This is a genomic window from Streptomyces litchfieldiae (genome assembly GCF_031845365.1).
GTDB lineage: Bacteria > Actinomycetota > Actinomycetes > Streptomycetales > Streptomycetaceae > Streptomyces > Streptomyces litchfieldiae.
This window is the reverse complement of record NZ_JAVREL010000017.1, coordinates 15,263-30,378: the sequence shown is the minus strand read 5'-3', so window position 1 is coordinate 30,378 and position 15,116 is coordinate 15,263. Positions and strand designations below refer to the sequence as shown.

General features: G+C 71.6%; 12 protein-coding genes and 1 pseudogene. 7 read left to right on the top strand and 6 right to left on the bottom strand.

All coding sequences use genetic code 11. The annotated features are described in order from the left end of the window. Nucleotides 1-127 precede the first annotated feature (127 nt). The 4 genes and pseudogenes from RM590_RS25370 to RM590_RS25355 all read right to left on the bottom strand — a co-directional run bounded on the left by RM590_RS25370 (nucleotide 128) and on the right by RM590_RS25355 (nucleotide 2,420). Nucleotides 128-475: a hypothetical protein gene (locus RM590_RS25370; RefSeq protein ID WP_311707028.1), complete on the bottom strand. Its 348-nt coding sequence runs from the start codon at nucleotides 473-475 to the stop codon at nucleotides 128-130. Beyond that, nucleotides 466-1,494: a S8 family serine peptidase gene (locus RM590_RS25365; RefSeq protein ID WP_311707027.1), complete on the bottom strand. Its 1,029-nt coding sequence runs from the start codon at nucleotides 1,492-1,494 to the stop codon at nucleotides 466-468. Before RM590_RS25365 ends, RM590_RS25370 begins: the two co-directional genes overlap by 10 nt. Further along, a pseudogene (locus RM590_RS25360) lies at nucleotides 1,494-1,878 on the bottom strand (helix-turn-helix domain-containing protein); the annotation flags it as partial. The pseudogene RM590_RS25360 and the gene RM590_RS25365, both read right to left, overlap by 1 nt. A 299-nt stretch (nucleotides 1,879-2,177) precedes the next feature. Then, on the bottom strand, nucleotides 2,178-2,420 hold the full coding sequence (locus RM590_RS25355; RefSeq protein WP_311707026.1) for a DUF2630 family protein: 243 nt from the start codon (nucleotides 2,418-2,420) through the stop codon (nucleotides 2,178-2,180). Nucleotides 2,421-2,603: 183 nt separating this feature from the next. Between RM590_RS25355 and RM590_RS25350 the strand changes: the two genes are divergently transcribed. From RM590_RS25350 to RM590_RS25340, 3 genes are all read left to right on the top strand, one after another. Then, complete coding sequence (locus RM590_RS25350; RefSeq protein WP_311707025.1) at nucleotides 2,604-4,268, top strand: cellulase family glycosylhydrolase; 1,665 nt, start codon at nucleotides 2,604-2,606, stop codon at nucleotides 4,266-4,268. A gap of 208 nt (nucleotides 4,269-4,476) precedes the next feature. Further along, the gene (gene sigJ / locus RM590_RS25345; protein ID WP_311707024.1) at nucleotides 4,477-5,376 is read left to right on the top strand and encodes an RNA polymerase sigma factor SigJ; all 900 of its coding nucleotides are present in this window, start codon (nucleotides 4,477-4,479) and stop codon (nucleotides 5,374-5,376) included. 40 nt (nucleotides 5,377-5,416) lie between these two features. Then, a complete protein-coding gene (locus RM590_RS25340; RefSeq protein ID WP_311707023.1) occupies nucleotides 5,417-6,298 on the top strand; it encodes an NAD(P)H-binding protein in 882 nt (293 codons plus the stop codon). A gap of 19 nt (nucleotides 6,299-6,317) precedes the next feature. Here the strand turns inward: RM590_RS25340 and RM590_RS25335 are convergent, their stop codons facing one another. Next, the gene (locus RM590_RS25335) at nucleotides 6,318-7,589 is read right to left on the bottom strand and encodes an FAD-binding protein (RefSeq protein ID WP_311707022.1); all 1,272 of its coding nucleotides are present in this window, start codon (nucleotides 7,587-7,589) and stop codon (nucleotides 6,318-6,320) included. A 413-nt stretch (nucleotides 7,590-8,002) separates the two neighbouring features. Between RM590_RS25335 and RM590_RS25330 the strand changes: the two genes are divergently transcribed. From RM590_RS25330 to RM590_RS25320, 3 genes are all read left to right on the top strand, one after another. Further along, the gene (locus RM590_RS25330; RefSeq protein ID WP_311707021.1) at nucleotides 8,003-9,982 is read left to right on the top strand and encodes an ABC transporter ATP-binding protein; all 1,980 of its coding nucleotides are present in this window, start codon (nucleotides 8,003-8,005) and stop codon (nucleotides 9,980-9,982) included. Between the two features lie 323 nt (nucleotides 9,983-10,305). Then, nucleotides 10,306-11,535 (top strand): vanadium-dependent haloperoxidase, encoded by a 1,230-nt coding sequence (locus RM590_RS25325; RefSeq protein ID WP_311707020.1) that lies wholly within the window; start codon nucleotides 10,306-10,308, stop codon nucleotides 11,533-11,535. Between the two features lie 213 nt (nucleotides 11,536-11,748). Continuing rightward, nucleotides 11,749-12,768, top strand: coding sequence for a phosphotransferase enzyme family protein (locus tag RM590_RS25320; RefSeq protein ID WP_311707019.1), 1,020 nt, complete (start codon nucleotides 11,749-11,751; stop codon nucleotides 12,766-12,768). Between the two features lie 108 nt (nucleotides 12,769-12,876). Here the strand turns inward: RM590_RS25320 and RM590_RS25315 are convergent, their stop codons facing one another. Further along, complete coding sequence (locus RM590_RS25315) at nucleotides 12,877-14,115, bottom strand: helix-turn-helix domain-containing protein (protein WP_311707018.1); 1,239 nt, start codon at nucleotides 14,113-14,115, stop codon at nucleotides 12,877-12,879. Nucleotides 14,116-14,821: 706 nt separating this feature from the next. Between RM590_RS25315 and RM590_RS25310 the strand changes: the two genes are divergently transcribed. Then, nucleotides 14,822-14,986, top strand: a complete 165-nt coding sequence (locus RM590_RS25310) for a hypothetical protein (protein ID WP_311707017.1) — start codon at nucleotides 14,822-14,824, stop codon at nucleotides 14,984-14,986. Nucleotides 14,987-15,116: the final 130 nt, after the last annotated feature.

The window sequence follows — 15,116 nt, the reverse complement described above, 5'->3', positions numbered from 1 at the left end:
TCGTCCCAGTTGCCCCGCGTCTGCCGGAACTCCAGGCTCCAGGGGCCGGTGTCGCCCTGCACCCACACCTCCGTCGTGGTGGGCAGGGGCCGCGCGACCGGTGTGGTGAAGCTCGTCACCGGCGGCTTCACCACGATGACGCCGGCGCGGTCGGGCAGGGACGAGCCCTGGGCCACGTCGAGCCGGGCGAGCTCCGACACGGCACCTCCCGCTGCAACCCGGTGTAGAACGAGCCCTCCCGCCGGTCCAGCGGGTGGTACTCCCTGCCGTCCGAGTGCAGAACGGCCCTGGCGTAGGCACTGAAGTCCCAGCCCGGCGCCAACTCCCCGATCTGGGCGGTGCGCATGCCATCGGCCAGCGGGGACACGGACATGAAGTTGCGCGCGCCGAGATCTCCCTCACCCGCGCCCACGCTCCGGTAGCCGACGCTGATCGTGGCCAGTTCGGCACCGGAGTCGGGAACCGTCAGGGACATCGGCCGGGCGACCGAGGTGTCGAGCGGGACCGTCGTGTCCCGGACGGGGACGAAGCTGGGGTCGACCAGTCATACCCCGCCGGTCTGCTGCCCCCGGCCGCGTCGCGCTCCCGCACATAGACGTCCATGGTGTAGCTGCCGTGCGGCAGGACGATGTCCCGGGAAAGGCCACTGGAGAACTGGTACAGCCGCCCGGTGCGCACGTCCGCGAAGAAGGCGGTCCAGACGGTCTCCGGCTCGCCGTCGCCGTTGACGATCGCCAGGTCGATGTCGAAGTGCGCATGTTCCAGGCTGAACGCGCCCGGCGTGGTGACGGTCTGCCCGCCGCCGGTGGCGGTGACGGTCATGTCGTAGAACCCGTGGCCGGTGCCGGCCGGGCCGAGGTCGGCGACGACGGGCACGCTGGCGGTGCCGCCGGCGGGCACGGTGACCTCGTTGTCCCGGAGGGTGAACGTGCCCGCGGGCGCCGCGGCGCCGTTCGGGCCGCGCGTGGTCAACTCCAGGGCGAGCGTGACGGGTTGGTCGCCCAGATTGCGGTAGGTGAGGTCCTTGGTGATGGTCGTCGGATCCGGCGACCACTCCACGCTGCCGAAGCTGAGCGAGACCGGCTCGGCCACGACCGTCTGCTCCAGCGCCGCCGCGACGTCGACGCGGCCGGCGCCCTGCTCGAACGCGCTGTAGTTCCCCGGGACCGCGGACGCGGCGAGCACGGCCTTGATCTCCTCGCCGCCCCAGTCCGGGTGGGCCTCCTTGAGCAGCGCCGCCGCGCCGGCGACGTGCGGGGTGGCCATCGAGGTGCCGTCGAGCGCCACATACCCCGGCGCGATCGCCGGATTGGTGAGCTCGGCCCTGCTGCCGGGCGAGGCCGCCGCGCCGATGTCCACGCCGGGCGCGGTCACGTCCGGCTTGATGGAACCGTCGAGGTAGTGGGGGCCGCGCGAGGAGAAGTCGGCCAGTACGTCCGACTTGTCGACGGCGCCCACGGTGAGCGCCGACTCGGTGACGGCCGGGGTGCGCATTCGTGGCCGGGGTGGGCGCGCATCCGCGAGGGGGTGTCCGGAGGCGGTTCGGTCATGCGCTGGCGGACCACGGTCATGCCGGGGTCGGCCTTGACGGTCCAGCGCATCAGCCCGTGACTGCCGTCGATCACCGGACTGGAGATCACGTCGTCCGTGTCGCTCTCGACCAACTGGTCCAAGGAGGTGTCCAGGGCGCGCGAGGGTGACGAGCTGGTCCAGGGCCAGGCGTCGCTGCCCGTTCTCGATGCGGCTGAGAGTCGACTGGCTGACGTTGGCTCGGGCCGCGAGGTCCTCCAGGGACCAGCCCTGTGCCACGCGCAGCGCGCGGATGCGCTTGCGCACCAGGCTGTCCAGCTCGCCACTGTCTTGCGTCGTGGGCAACATCGTATGTCGATCGCGCAAGACGGGCTCGGCGCTGCGCGGGTGCGGCTGCCCGGCAGTCAACCCCGGGGCGCCGAGCGGTGGTTGGGGGTGAACGAGATGGCCCGGGAGCCTGGTGCCGAGCCGGCGTGCACCTCGATGCCGGAACGCCGGTCACGGCGGCGTTCAAGCAGCGGAGGCCGTCCCGGGCGGTCTTGAATCGATGCCCGGGCCGGCGTTCAAGCCGATCACGTGGAGCCGTCCGGGGGCGCGGGTCTTGAACGGACGCCCGAGCCTGCCTTCAAGCCGGCGCTCACGTCGGCTCAGCTCTCGTACCCCTCCACCTCCCACGCCGGGCGCAGCGTCGCCCCGTCCGGGTTCTCGCCGAACTCGCTGCGTGCCCTGCGCTGCCGGAGCAGGTCCCAGCACTGGTCCAGCCGCGCTTCGACATCGGCCAGGCGTGTCCGTTCATCCTCCTGGAGCCCGTGACCGACGGCGCGCTCACGCAGTGCGCGCTCCTCGGTCACGAGCTCACCGACACGGGCAAGGATGTCCTTGTCGTCCATTAAGTCAGGCTAGTGCCGGATTCGGGCGGCGGCCATTCGGGCGGCGCGGGGCCGCTGGGCCGGGCGTGGCGAGGGGCAACGGGTCGCCGCGTCCGATGTCTTGACGTGCGCGGGACATGATGGGTTTATGGGAGCGCTCCCAATTGCAACGTGCCAACCTCCCCATCTTTCTCTGGAGCCGCTATGAGAGAAACCAGTCCGCGCATCGGCGTCAGACGCCGGGCCGGGATCGCCCTCGCCGCGCTGCTCGGCGTGCTGAGCGGCCTGCTCGGCCTCGGGCAGGCCGCTCAGGCCGACACCGTCGAGGCGGCCGCGACCGGGCTGCGCGTCAGCGCCGGCCGACTGCTGGAGTCCAACGGCAACGACTTCGTCATGCGCGGCGTGAACCACGCGCACACCTGGTACCCCAACGAGACCGACTCGTTCGCCGACATCAAGGCGCTGGGCGCCAACACCGTCCGCGTGGTGCTGTCGAACGGGGACCGCTGGACCCGCAACAGCGCCTCGGACGTGTCCAACATCATCAACATCTGCAAGCAGAACCGGCTCATCTGCGTGCTGGAGGTGCACGACACCACCGGCTACGGCGACGAGGCCGCGGCCACCACCCTGGACCGGGCCGCCGACTACTGGATCAGCATCCAGAGCGCGCTGGCCGGCCAGGAGGACTACGTCATCCTCAACATCGGCAACGAGCCCTATGGCAACAACAACGCCGCGGGCTGGACGTCGGCGACCACGGGAGCGATCCAGAAGCTGCGCAACGCCGGCTTCGACCACACCATCATGGTGGACGCGCCCAACTGGGGCCAGGACTGGTCGGGCACGATGCGCAGCAACGCCCGGTCGGTCTTCAACGCGGATCCGGACCGCAACACCATGTTCTCGGTGCACATGTACGGCGTGTACGACACGGCGGCCGAGGTCCGGGACTACCTGACCGCCTTCGTGAACGCCGGACTGCCCATCCTGGTCGGTGAGTTCGGGCACAACCACTCGGACGGCAACCCGGACGAGGAGGCCATCCTGGCCGTCACCCAGGAGCTGCGGCTCGGGTACCTCGGCTGGTCCTGGAGCGGCAACAGCAGCGACGTGGGCTACCTGGACATGGTCACGAGCTTCGACCCCAACCGGCTGACCTCCTGGGGGCAGCGCCTGTTCAACGGCACCAACGGCATCGCCCAGACGGCCCGTGAGGCCACCATTTACGGCGGCGGGACGCCGGGCGACGAGGTGGCCCCGACGACGCCGGGCGCGCCGACGGCCTCGAACGTCACCAACTCCTCGGTCCGGCTGTCCTGGACCGCCTCCTCCGACAACGTGGGCGTGACGGGCTACGACGTGGTGCGGGTGAGCGGCGCCACCGAGACCGTGGTTTCCAGCGCCTCGACCAACTCGGCGACGGTGAGCGGGCTCAGCGTCGGTACCGCCTACACCTTCGCCGTGTACGCGAAGGACGCGGCGGGCAACCGCTCGGCCCGTTCGGCGACGGTGAACGTCACCACCCAGACGGGCGGCGGCACTCCGGCGGCCTGCTCGGTCGGCTACCGCGTGGTGGGGGAGTGGAACGGCGGATTCCAGGGTGAGATCGTCATCGGCAACACCGGCTCGTCCACGATCTCGAACTGGACGCTGGCCTTCTCGTTCGCCAACGGGCAGACGATCACCAACATGTGGGGCGGCACCGCGGCGCAGAGCGGCGGTTCGGTGACGGTCACGCCGGCCTCGTACACGGCGTCGATCCCGGCGGGCGGTTCGGTGACGGTGGGCTTCACCGGGACGAAGGGCGCCACCAACGCGGAACCGGCCGAGTTCACGCTGAGCGGCGGTCTGTGCAGCGTCTCCTGACGTGATGTCAGGAGCGTCTCGTTCATGAGGCGGCGGGACCGGCCGTGCGGATGACGCGCTTGCCGCGGGCATGGCCGGTCTCCGCCGCGCGATGGGCCACGGCGTATCCGGCGGCGGAGTTATGGCGTGGATCACATTCCGCGCCGGAGGTGTCACATCCCGAGGGCGTGTCCCGCTCTCACTTCCGAGCGCATGAAAGGGGGCCCCGATGCCCGACTCTCCGCCGGGGATGACGACCGACGCGGCCACGGACGTGTTCGTCGACCACCGCGAGCTGCTGTTCTCCGTCGTCTACAACATGCTGGGCAGCGTCGCCGACACCGAGGACGTGCTCCAGGAGACCTGGCTGGCCTGGGCCGCCCGGCACCGCACGGCGGACGCCGCGCCCATCGACAACGCCCGCGCCTATCTGGTGCGCATCGCCGTCAACCAGGCCCTCGCCCGCCAGGCCACCATCAGCCGCCGCCGCGAGACCTACATCGGCCCCTGGCTGCCCGAGCCGGTCGTCACCCCGCTCGCCGACGCGGCCGAACGCGGCGAGTCCGTCTCGATGGCGCTGATGGTGGTCCTCGAAGCGCTCACCCCGCTGGAGCGCGTGGTGTTCGTGCTGCACGAGGTGTTCGGCTACCCGCACACCGAGACCGCCGCCATCCTGGGCCGCAGCCCCTCCGCGATCCGCCAGCTCGCCCACCGCGCGCGCGAGCACGTGCACGCCCGCCGCCCTCGCCAGCAGGCGGACCCGCGGGTCAAACGGCAGCTCAACGAGCGGTTCATCGCCGCCGTGATGGGCGGCGACCTCAAGGCGCTGCTGGAGATCCTGGCCCCCGACGTGACCATGTGGGCCGACGGCGGCGGGAAGGCGCGCGCCGCGGGCCTGCGGCCCGTGCACGGCCGCGACAAGATCGCCAAGCTGCTGGCCGCCTCCCCGTCCCGGCCCATCCCGGGCCTGGCGGTGCGCCAGCGGCTGGCCAACGGCGACCTGTCGCTGCTGCTGCTCTCCGGCGACTCGCCGTTCGCCGTCATCATCCTCGACCCCACGCCCGAGGGCGACCGGGTGCGCGGCATCTACGCCGTCACCAACCCGGACAAGCTGTCCCGCGTGAGCTGAACTCCCTTACCACTGCGTTTCCCGGAAACGAGAGGCAGACATGATCCTGATCACCGGAGCGACCGGCAACGTCGGCCGTCCCCTGCTCGACCTGCTCACCGCCCAGGGCGCCGCGGTCCGTGCCGTGACCCGCGACCCGGCCGGCGCCGGGCTGCCCGCCGGGACCGACGTGGTGCGCGGCGACCCCTCGCGCCCCGAGACCCTGGCAGATGCCCTGGAGGGCGTGGCAGCCCTCTTCCTCAACCCGGTCGCCGTTCAGGACGCCTACCGCGACCTGCTCGCCCTCGCCCGGGAACGCGGTGTCCGGCGCGTGGTCGCGCTCTCGGCGCTGAACGTCGACGACGACCTCGCCGACCAGCCCTCCCGGCTCCGCGGCGCCAGCCACCAGGAGGTCGAGGAGGCCCTCGACGCCTCCGGCATGGCGTGGACGGCGCTGCGATCCGGCTGGTACGCCAGTAACACCCTGCGCATGTGGGCCGGACAACTGCGTGCCGGCGACACCGTGCGGGGCCCGTACGCCGAGTCCGCGTGGGCGCCCGTCCACGAGACGGACATCGCGGGCGTCGCCGCCCGGGCGCTGCTCACCGACGAACTGCTGGGCCGGCGGCCCGTGCTCACCGGCCCGCGCTCCCTCACATTCCGCGAGATGGTCGAGATCCTCGGCGCCGCATGGGGCCGGTTGCTGCGCTTCGAGGAGATCCCGCCCCACGTCGCCAAGGAGGCCATGCTGCGAGGCGGCTTCCCGCACTCCGAGGCGTTCATCGACGGCATGCTCGCCCTCCAGGCCAAGACCGTGGGGCGGCCCGCCCTCGTCACCGACGAGGTGGAGACGATCCTCGGCCGCCCCGCGCTGACCTTCGCCGCCTGGGCCCTGGACCACAAGGACGCGTTCCTCGGTGCCGCCCTGCCCGCCCGGGCGTGACGGCGCGCGCCAGGCCCGGTCAGTCGCCCAGGAGACCGGCCGCGAAGTCGTTGCGGAAACGGCCGGCCGGGTCCAGCTCCCGCACCAGGTCCCGGAAGTCGGGCAGCCGCTCGTAGCGGGCGGCCACCGTGGCCGGCGCGGCCGTGGTCAGCTTGCCCCAGTGCGGGCGGGCGCCCAGCGGCAGCAGCCGCTCCTCGACCGCGGCCAGCACCGGCAGCACCGCCTCGGTGTCCTTGATCCAGGTGAAGTGGACGGCGACCGTGTCCCGGCCGTACGCCGGGCTCAGCCACTGCTCGTCGGCCGCGATCGTGCGGATCTCCGAGACCTGGAGCACCGGCGCGAACGCAGCCCCCACCTCGCGCAGCGCGGCGAACGCGGCCGGCGCCGCCGCCCGGGGCAGGAACAGCTCCGACTGCAACTCCTCGCCCCGGCTCGGGGTGAACCCCGGCCGGAAGTGCGGCAGCCGCTCGTGCCACGGCCCGGGCACGCCCAACTGCTCGGTGCAGAACTCCGCGGGCATCCCCGGGATCGGGTGCCACAGCGCGTCGGCCGCCGTGCCGCCCAGCCAGCCCGGCCCCGGGGGCCCGGTGCCGTCCACGTCCGTGCGGCGCTTGAGCCACACCGTGCCCAGGCCGCCGTGCCAGTCGGTGAACGTGCTCACGCTGTACGCCGCGCCGGTGACCTCGTCGAACCGCTCGGCCACCGTGTCCAGCGGCACCCCGTTGTAGACCCACTGCGCCACCTCGAAGGCGGGCTCGACATCGAGGGTCAGGGCCGTCACCACGCCCAGCGCGCCCAGCGAGACCACCGCGCCGGGGAACCGGCCGGGGTCGGCGTCCCGGCTCAGCGTCACCAGGTCGCCCTCGGGCCCGACCAGCTCCAGCGCGGACACGGCCGAGGCCAGCCCCCGCCGGCCGTCGCCCGAGCCGTGCGTGCCGGTGGCGACCGACCCGGCGACCGAGATGTGCGGCAGCGACGCCAGGTTGGCCAGCGCGAACCCGGCCGCGTGCAGCTCGGCCGCGACCTCCGCGTAGCGCAGCCCGGCGCCGACGGTCACCGCCGACCGCTCCGCGTCGATCTCCACCCGGCGCGGCAGGCCGTCGACCCGCACCAGGTCGCCGTCGGTGTCCGCGACGCGGTTGAACGAATGCCCCGTCCCCAGCGCCCGCACCCGCGCCGCGCCGGCCACGATCTTCCGCAGCTCGTCCAGGGCGGCCGGTCGATGGACCCGCGCCGCGCCGAAGGTGACGTTTCCTGCCCAGTTGTGCGCGGGCGCGCCGGTTGTCAGCATGCGCAGACGGTAATACGAAACCCTGTGCGGGCGACAGCTCTCCCCGGGCGACCGAGCCCTCACATTCGGTGTGCCGCCTCAGCATGGTCAATGCGCCGCCGGGCCGTTCATTCGATCGGGAGGAACGGCCCGGGGGCGGGATCGTTTCTGCCGGACGTATTCCAGTCAGGTTCGCCCGGCGCCGGGCGGCGGCCCGCCCCCGAGCCGCCGCGATCCGCCAGCGCGGGCGGACATCGGCGTGCGTGCCCACCCGCGCCGACGGCCCGCGTTCCGGAATCAAACCCTGATGGGCGATCTGTCTCAAAACTCCCCGATGGCCTGTGCGCCGTCCCACCGGGTGCGTTGTGATACAGCCCGGCGCGCGCCACCGTCCCCCCAACCACCAGGCCGACGTCTTCGACTGAGGTGGCACCGTGGAAAGCACTCAGACCGGGCCCGAGCGGCCGCCGCACAGCATCTCCCAGTCCGAACAGCTCCTCTTCGGCGGGCCGTTGCTCTACGACACCGGCTGGAGCAGCTACGACGGCGCGTTCGCCAGGCTCAGCCTGTGGTCGATGGTCGCCACCCTGCCCCGGCTGATCGTCACCACCGTCCGCCTGGCCCGGGACGCCGACCGGGACGCGCTGCGCGTCGTCGCCGCCGCCGAGCTCGGCCGGGGCGTCGCCCAGGCCATCGGCCTCGTCGCCGTCAACACCGTGCTCGCCGCGCTGCTGGCCGAGGGCGCCGCGGCCGACCGGCTGCGCGACGCGCTGCCCGCCCTGGTGGCGGTCGCCGTCACCGCCCTGCTCGGCGCGCTGCTCGCCGCCGCCTCCACCTATGGCTCGGGCCGCCTGGAGCCCAAGGTCGAACGCGTCGCCACCGAACGGTACTTGGCGCGGGCGGCGGCGGTGGAGCTGGCCGCCATCGAGGACGACCAGTTCCACCGGCTGCTGGACACCGCCCAGTACGGCGCGACCTCCGCGCGCCGCATGATCGACTACTGCGTCCGGGTCGTGAACGCGCTGCTGTCTCTGGTCGCCGCGGCCAGTGTGCTGACCGTGCTGCACCCGGTGCTGCTGCCGCTGCTGGCGCTGATGACCGTGCCCAGCATGTGGCGCACCCTGGTCACCACCCGCCGCCGCTACCAGTCGTTCCGCACCTGGGTCCAGCACGCCCGGGCCAGCCGGGTGCTCAGCAGCGAGCTGACCGCCACCGAGACCGCGGCCGAGATCCGCGTGCACCAGGTCGGGCCGTTCCTGCTCAAGCACTTCCGCGACATGTCCGCCAGCTCCGAGGCCGAACAGACCCGGCTGGCCCGGCTGGACGCGCGCACCGGCCTGTGGGCCTCGGCCTGGACGGGCCTGGCCTCCATCGCGACCTATCTGACCCTGGGCGCACTGGCCTGGGGCGGCACCATGGCCATGTCGGTGGCCGGCACCGCCGTGCTCGCCATCCGCACCGGCTCGGCCAGCCTCTCCGGCATGGTCCACTCCATCAACAACCTCTACGACGAAAGCCTGTTCGTCGCCGATCTGGACCGGCTGTGCACCGAGGCCGCCGGCTGGGCCATCCCCACCGGCGGCCGGCCCATCCCGCGCCGCCCGCGCCGCATCACGTTCGAGAACGTCACCTTCCGCTACCCCGGCACCGACGCCCCGCCCGCCCTCGCCGATGTCACCCTCACCATCCCGACCGGCCGCATCACCGCCCTGGTCGGCGAGAACGGCTCCGGCAAGAGCACCCTCGTCAAGCTCCTGGCCGGGCTCTACCTCCCCGAAAGCGGAAGCGTCACCTGGGACGGCGTGCCCACCACGCAGGCCGACCGGCACCAGTTGTTCGCCCGCATCGCCATGGTCGCCCAGGACTTCAATCGCTGGCGGTTCACCGCCCGCGTCAACATCACCATCGGTGCGCCCAACATCCCCATCGACGAGGACCGGTTGCGCGCCGCCGCGCGCGACTCCGGCGCCGACACGGTCGTCGAGGACCTGCCCCGCGGCTGGGACACGCTGCTGGCCCGCGGCTACCAGGGCGGCCACCAGCTCAGCGGCGGTCAGTGGCAGCGCCTCGGCATCGCCCGCGCCCACTACCGCGGCGCGCCCGTCCTCATCGTGGACGAGCCCACGGCGGCGCTCGACGCCAAGGAGGAGCAGCGCGTCTTCGACCAGATCCGGGATCTGGCCGCCGCGGGGCAGACCGTCATCCTGATCACGCACCGCATGGCCTCGGTTCGGCACGCCGACCTGGTGCACGTCCTCCACCACGGCCGCCTGGTCGAATCGGGCAGCCCCAGCGAGCTACTGGCCCGCCCGGACGGCCACTTCAGCGAGCTGTACGGCATCCAGGCCGCCCAGTTCGAGCGCCGCGCGGCACCGGCCGGAACGCCGGGCGCGCCCGCCTCACCGCTCGTGTGAACGGGTGCACGAGTGATACGCAGCCTTCATTCGGGGTCAGACCGCCGCAATGTTCGCGTGCGAGGATGAGCGCGTGATCAGGGGACGCCACCGCGTGGGGCAGCACCACGCGAACCGGCCGGGGATATGTAGCGCCGGCTGTTGATCGCGGCCGCCGGCCCGCGCCGGGCCGGGCCGCCGATTCCGGCCCCCCTCCCTCTCGTTCGGCTTTCCGTCCAGTCCCGCAACCGTGCAACTCGTGGCCGGCCGCGACGCGTTCCCGCGCGGCGCCGCAGGTGCGAGGAGCAGTCGGCTGCTGCCAACTCTCGCTTCAGGAGCTCGCGTTGATCTCACGCCTGCGCCGGTCCCGGCGCCCCTACCTGCTCGCCCCCGCGGTGGCGCTGGCCGCCGTCGCCGCCACCGTCGCCCCGGCCGACGCCGTTCCGGCCGCCCGCACCGACGTCGCCCTGGAGTGGTACGACGTCACCGCCGAGACGATCGGGGCGGCCGGCGCACCCTCGCAGATCACCAACAGCCGTACCTGGGCGATCGGTTGGGTCGCGGCCGCCCGTGCGCTGCGCGATGGCGGCCGGTCGCCCGACTACCAGGACGCCGCCCTCGCCGGCGCCGTCCACCACACCCTGAGCGCCCTCGTTCCCGCGCGCGCCACCGAGTTGAACGCCGCGCTGGAGACCACGCTGGACCGGATCCCGGACGGCCGGGCCGAGGACACCGGTCTGGCCGCGGGCCGCGCCGAGGCCGCCGCCCTGCTCGCCGACCGGGAGGGCGACGGCCTCGACCCCGTCTCCGTCAACTCGCCGTTCCCGACTCCCGATCCGGCCCCCGGCGTGTGGCAGCCGACGCCGCCCGCCTATGGCCCCGGCCTCCAGTCCGGCAACCGGTTCGCCCGCCCGTTCCTGCTGGCGAGCGCCGACCAGTACCGCCTGGAACCGCCGCCCGCGCCCGGCTCCCCCCGCTACGAGGCCGACCTCGCGGAGGTGCGGGACTACGGCGCCGCAGACAGCACCGTGCGCACGGCCCGGCAGACCGAGACCGCCGCGTTCTGGTACGGCTCCTCCCAGGTGCTCTACACCGAGCCGCTGCGCGTGGCCCTGGCCCGCTCCGGCGCCGCCACCGCGGACCGTGCCGCGCTGGTCGCGCTCTTCCACGTCGCGCTCGTGGACACCCAGATCGCCACCTCCGACAGCAAGTACGCCTACCTGAGCTGGCGCCCCGTCACCGCGCTGCGCGCCGGGGGCGTGACCGACTGGACGCCGCTGCACGTCACGCCGTCGCACCCGGACTACCCCAGCGGGCACAGCACTTACGCCGGAGCGGCCGAGGCCGTGCTCACCGCGCTCACCGGCGCCCGCACCGCGCCGTTCGAGCTCACCAGCCCGACGGCACCCGGCGTCACCCGCACCTACACCGCCTGGCGCCAACTGACCCTGGAGAACATCGACGCCCGTGTCTGGTCCGGCATCCACACCAGGACCGCCGACGTGGCCGGCGCCCGACTGGGCCGCGAGGTCGCCGCGCACACGCTGCGCAACGCCGAGCGCCTGCTGGGCTGATCGACCGCCCGCCCCCCCGTCCGGCCAACCCGCTGTACCCATCCCCGTGAACGGAGCACCGCCGTGTGCCTCACCTTCGCCGTGGGTGGCCAGCGGGACACCGGCCGAAGATCGCCAGGCGAGAACCTCGTGTATCGATCCGGCGGTGGAGTCCTCGACCGGGCGCCCGAAAATCACCTGCCCCACTCCCGCCCCACCGGGCACACTGGGCGGATGCCCCTCGACGCCCCCGCGATCGCCGCCGCCTTCGGCCTGGGCCAGCCGCTCGGCGAGCCGCGCCCCCTCGCCAACGGCGACAACCCGTCCGTCACCCGCCTGCTCACCACCGACCGGGGCCGGTGGGTGGTGAAGACCGACGAACTGCTCGGCGACTGGTGGCACAAGCGCGCCGAGCGGACGCACCGGCTGGAGAGCGCGGCCCTGGCGGCGGGGATCCCGATGCCCCGCCCGGTCGAGCCGCCCGCCCCGGCCGTCGGCTACTGGCACCACCCGGCCGGGGAGGAACTGGTGCGGGTGAGCGAGTGGGTCGAGGGCGAGGAGTTGCGGGTGAACGAGAGCGACCCGGCCGGCTCGCTCGGCGGGGCGGCCGGCTGGCTGGGCACCACGCTGGGCCGCGTCGCGCTGCTCGGCCTGGCCGGGAGCGGTGACCCGGACGAGGAGCGGCCCCTGCACCCGGTGGCCGAGTGGCACGAGTGGGTGGCGCAGGCCGAGACCGCCGGGCTCCCGATCGCCGGCGCCGCCCGGTCGCTGCTGCCCGTCGTCGAGGACGCCACCGCGCTGATCGCGGACGCGCTGCGCGAGGGTCCCCGCACCGTCCTGGTCCACGGGGACACCTCCCGGGCCAACCTCCTTTCCACGCCGGACGGTTACGTCCTGATCGACTGGGACGCGGCCTGCGCCGAGGTGCCCTGGTGGGCGGCGGTCGACGTGGCGTTCCGGTTCGCCACCCCGTTCAACGGCCCCGTCGCCGACGGCGACCCCCGCGTGGTGCGCCCGCTGATCGAGGGCTACCTCGGCACGGGGGCACCGGCCGGTCCGGCCGACGTCTCCGCGTTCGCCGGAATGCTGCGCAGCCAGCTCTCGGTCACCGCCTGGTGCCTGTGGCTGGCCCTGGGCCACCGGGGCGACGACCCCGAACGGCGCGCCTTCGGCGCCCGCCTGGTCACCATGGCCGCGGACGGACTGCCCGGCGTGCTGCGGTCCCTGGACGGCTGGACGGCGCTGCTGCGCTGAGGCGGCCTGGGGCGTCGGTGGGATTTTTTGCTTGAGTTTCCGCCGGGGAGGGCAGCGACATGACCGGGCCAGAAAACCGGCGCCAAGGATTTCTGCCGTATGCCATCGCTAGCTGCGCTTGCGTGAAACTCTGTTGTTCATTCCATGGCTCGCCTTCATTCCTTCGTAGGCGTCACGGAGATCTGAGGCTTCCGGCAATTTTCGAGCCTCGGCAGCCCTGACAATCTCCCAGGCTCTCCAATGATTTGATGGCACAATTCGGCCAGACAGTATAGCCCTTTGCGCCGTGTCACAAGCCTCATCTAGTCGGCCATTTGCGAGCAGTGTGAGAGCCAAATCGATCTTGGCTGATGCAACTCGCCGCGGCCACTTACTCTCGTCGTTCTCAGGGGCCAGTCGAGCGATGACTTCCCGCGCGTATGTCTCCGCTGCCGAGTCACCCATCCACGCAAGTGTCGTGGCTGTGTAGGCGAGCGACTTAGCAGGGTCGTACTGATAGTGGTGTTCTGGCCGCGTTGTCATCTCAAGAGAGAGGGAAAGCTTTTGCACGCGGTCAATTGCGGCATACGTTTCCCTGGGGCGCCCCAGGCGGGCCTGCGCTCTTCCTTCCTGAGCCGTCGCCTGAATGGCGACGGAGCTACCGGAAGGCGCTGTGTGCTGTGCCGCCTGAGAAAGCTCCAGGGCTCGACTGTAGTTGCCATCCGTCAGTACGCGCCATGCTTCGGTTTCGTAGCACCATGCCTCAATTTCTGAATGCCCGGCATGTTGAGCAAGGGTGACAGCGGTCTTAAGCCTCCCAGTTGCCGCGCGCTCCTGTTTTAGATCGATATTGAGAGTCGCACCCAGGAGCGAGAACCACCCGCCGACAACCAGTAGCCGCCTGTGTTCTTCGAGCGTCTTGCGTGCGTCCAGTAGGCGGCCGACATAGGCCAAATACTTGGGAACTCGCTCCATCAACTCTTGCGGAGGACTGACGGGATAAGCCGTGGCCATCTCGTCAAATGCCTGCTCCAGCCGAATTAAAGTTTCCGAGCCAACGTCACTCGCTTGCACGCGACTCGCTAATTCCAGCGCGTCGAACTCGCCGTCGGAGTCAGGCTCAGCCGTAGTCCATCGACGAGCGTCCGTAGCGCGCTCGTTGCGCGATGATAGGAGGTGGTCCAACTCTTTGGGCGTGATCCCCAATAGCTCAGCGATCCGCGGGCGCTGCCATGGTTGCGGATCGCCCGTGCCTCGTTCCCATCGCTGCACCGTCGTGCGATCGACATCGAGGGCTTGAGCAATGGATTCCTGCGTGAAGCCACGCGCCTTCCGGCGTCGTGCGAACTCCTGACGCTTGGCGGCCATGATCTTCCTCCGGCAGGGACGGCGTTTGCCCTGGTCAGCCTAGCTGACGCAGCATCGATGCAGCCAAAGTACCGCCTTTTCACAGTGGTTTTGCTGTCCTTGCCCGAGGAACCTCACAGGTCCAAGACGCGAGTTCCCCCGCAACCGATGTGCGTTCGGTCCGGGGGCGCGGACCACCTGAGAGGACAGGCAGCCGTGAGCAAGACTAGCCATGTTCACCCGAACGTGGGGGCGTTGGTCAGAGATCACGCCACCAACCGCGTGGGCGTGTACATGGGCGAGGCGGGGCCTTTCGCCATGCTCCGCCCGGTGGGCGGGGGTAAGGAGTGGCAGGCACTTCCCGGGGATCTGCAACCGGAGGTGTCCGCGTATCCCCGTCCGGCGGACGTTGAACAGCTCAAGGCCGCGTATCGGTACCACGTGGAGGAGTGCGGAACGTGCACCCCTGACGAGCCGTGCGACATAGAGCGTGTGCTGAGCCTGGCGTGTGAAGAGGCCACGCGTCCGCCCGAGTCGGCACCCCAGACCGAAGCATCGTGACCGAGGCGCCTGCACATCCCGTAAAGCCACCGTCCATCCGTTCCGACACCGGAGTGCCCATCCCATGACGTCTCACCCCGCACACCGCATAGCCACTCCGCCAGGCGCCTCACTCCTGGTCTCCATCGAGGTCGACGCCCGCACCGTGCGGCGCGGTGATCAATTAATGATTGGCGGGCAGGAGTTCACCGTCAGCGACATGACCGCGCTGGGCCCCGGCCGCAAACGCCTGGCGTTCACCACCGGGGAGATGTTCACGTTGAACGCGACCACCGTGCTGTGGGCGGCCCGCCGCATCGACCCGCGCCTCCGCAGGTGGATGCGGCGATGATGCCGTGAGCCCCGCTCACGCGTCGTTTGGCGCGCGGGCGGGGCTCGTTCAGGCCCTCTGACCTGCTGGCATGCCCAGTTGGGAGGGTGTGCCTTCGACTGCGGACGGTCCTCACGGCCGACCCCGGCTC

Bases quoted from the DNA above. Each gene is read 5' to 3' on its own strand.
- RM590_RS25370 (WP_311707028.1), bottom strand. From the start codon at position 475: ATGTCCCTGACGGTTCCCGACTCCGGTGCCGAACTGGCCACGATCAGC.
- RM590_RS25365 (WP_311707027.1), bottom strand. From the start codon at position 1,494: ATGCGCACCCCGGCCGTCACCGAGTCGGCGCTCACCGTGGGCGCCGTC.
- RM590_RS25355 (WP_311707026.1), bottom strand. From the start codon at position 2,420: ATGGACGACAAGGACATCCTTGCCCGTGTCGGTGAGCTCGTGACCGAG.
- RM590_RS25350 (WP_311707025.1), top strand. From the start codon at position 2,604: ATGAGAGAAACCAGTCCGCGCATCGGCGTCAGACGCCGGGCCGGGATC.
- sigJ (WP_311707024.1), top strand. From the start codon at position 4,477: ATGCCCGACTCTCCGCCGGGGATGACGACCGACGCGGCCACGGACGTG.
- RM590_RS25340 (WP_311707023.1), top strand. From the start codon at position 5,417: ATGATCCTGATCACCGGAGCGACCGGCAACGTCGGCCGTCCCCTGCTC.
- RM590_RS25335 (WP_311707022.1), bottom strand. From the start codon at position 7,589: ATGCTGACAACCGGCGCGCCCGCGCACAACTGGGCAGGAAACGTCACC.
- RM590_RS25320 (WP_311707019.1), top strand. From the start codon at position 11,749: ATGCCCCTCGACGCCCCCGCGATCGCCGCCGCCTTCGGCCTGGGCCAG.
- RM590_RS25315 (WP_311707018.1), bottom strand. From the start codon at position 14,115: ATGGCCGCCAAGCGTCAGGAGTTCGCACGACGCCGGAAGGCGCGTGGC.
- RM590_RS25310 (WP_311707017.1), top strand. From the start codon at position 14,822: ATGATTGGCGGGCAGGAGTTCACCGTCAGCGACATGACCGCGCTGGGC.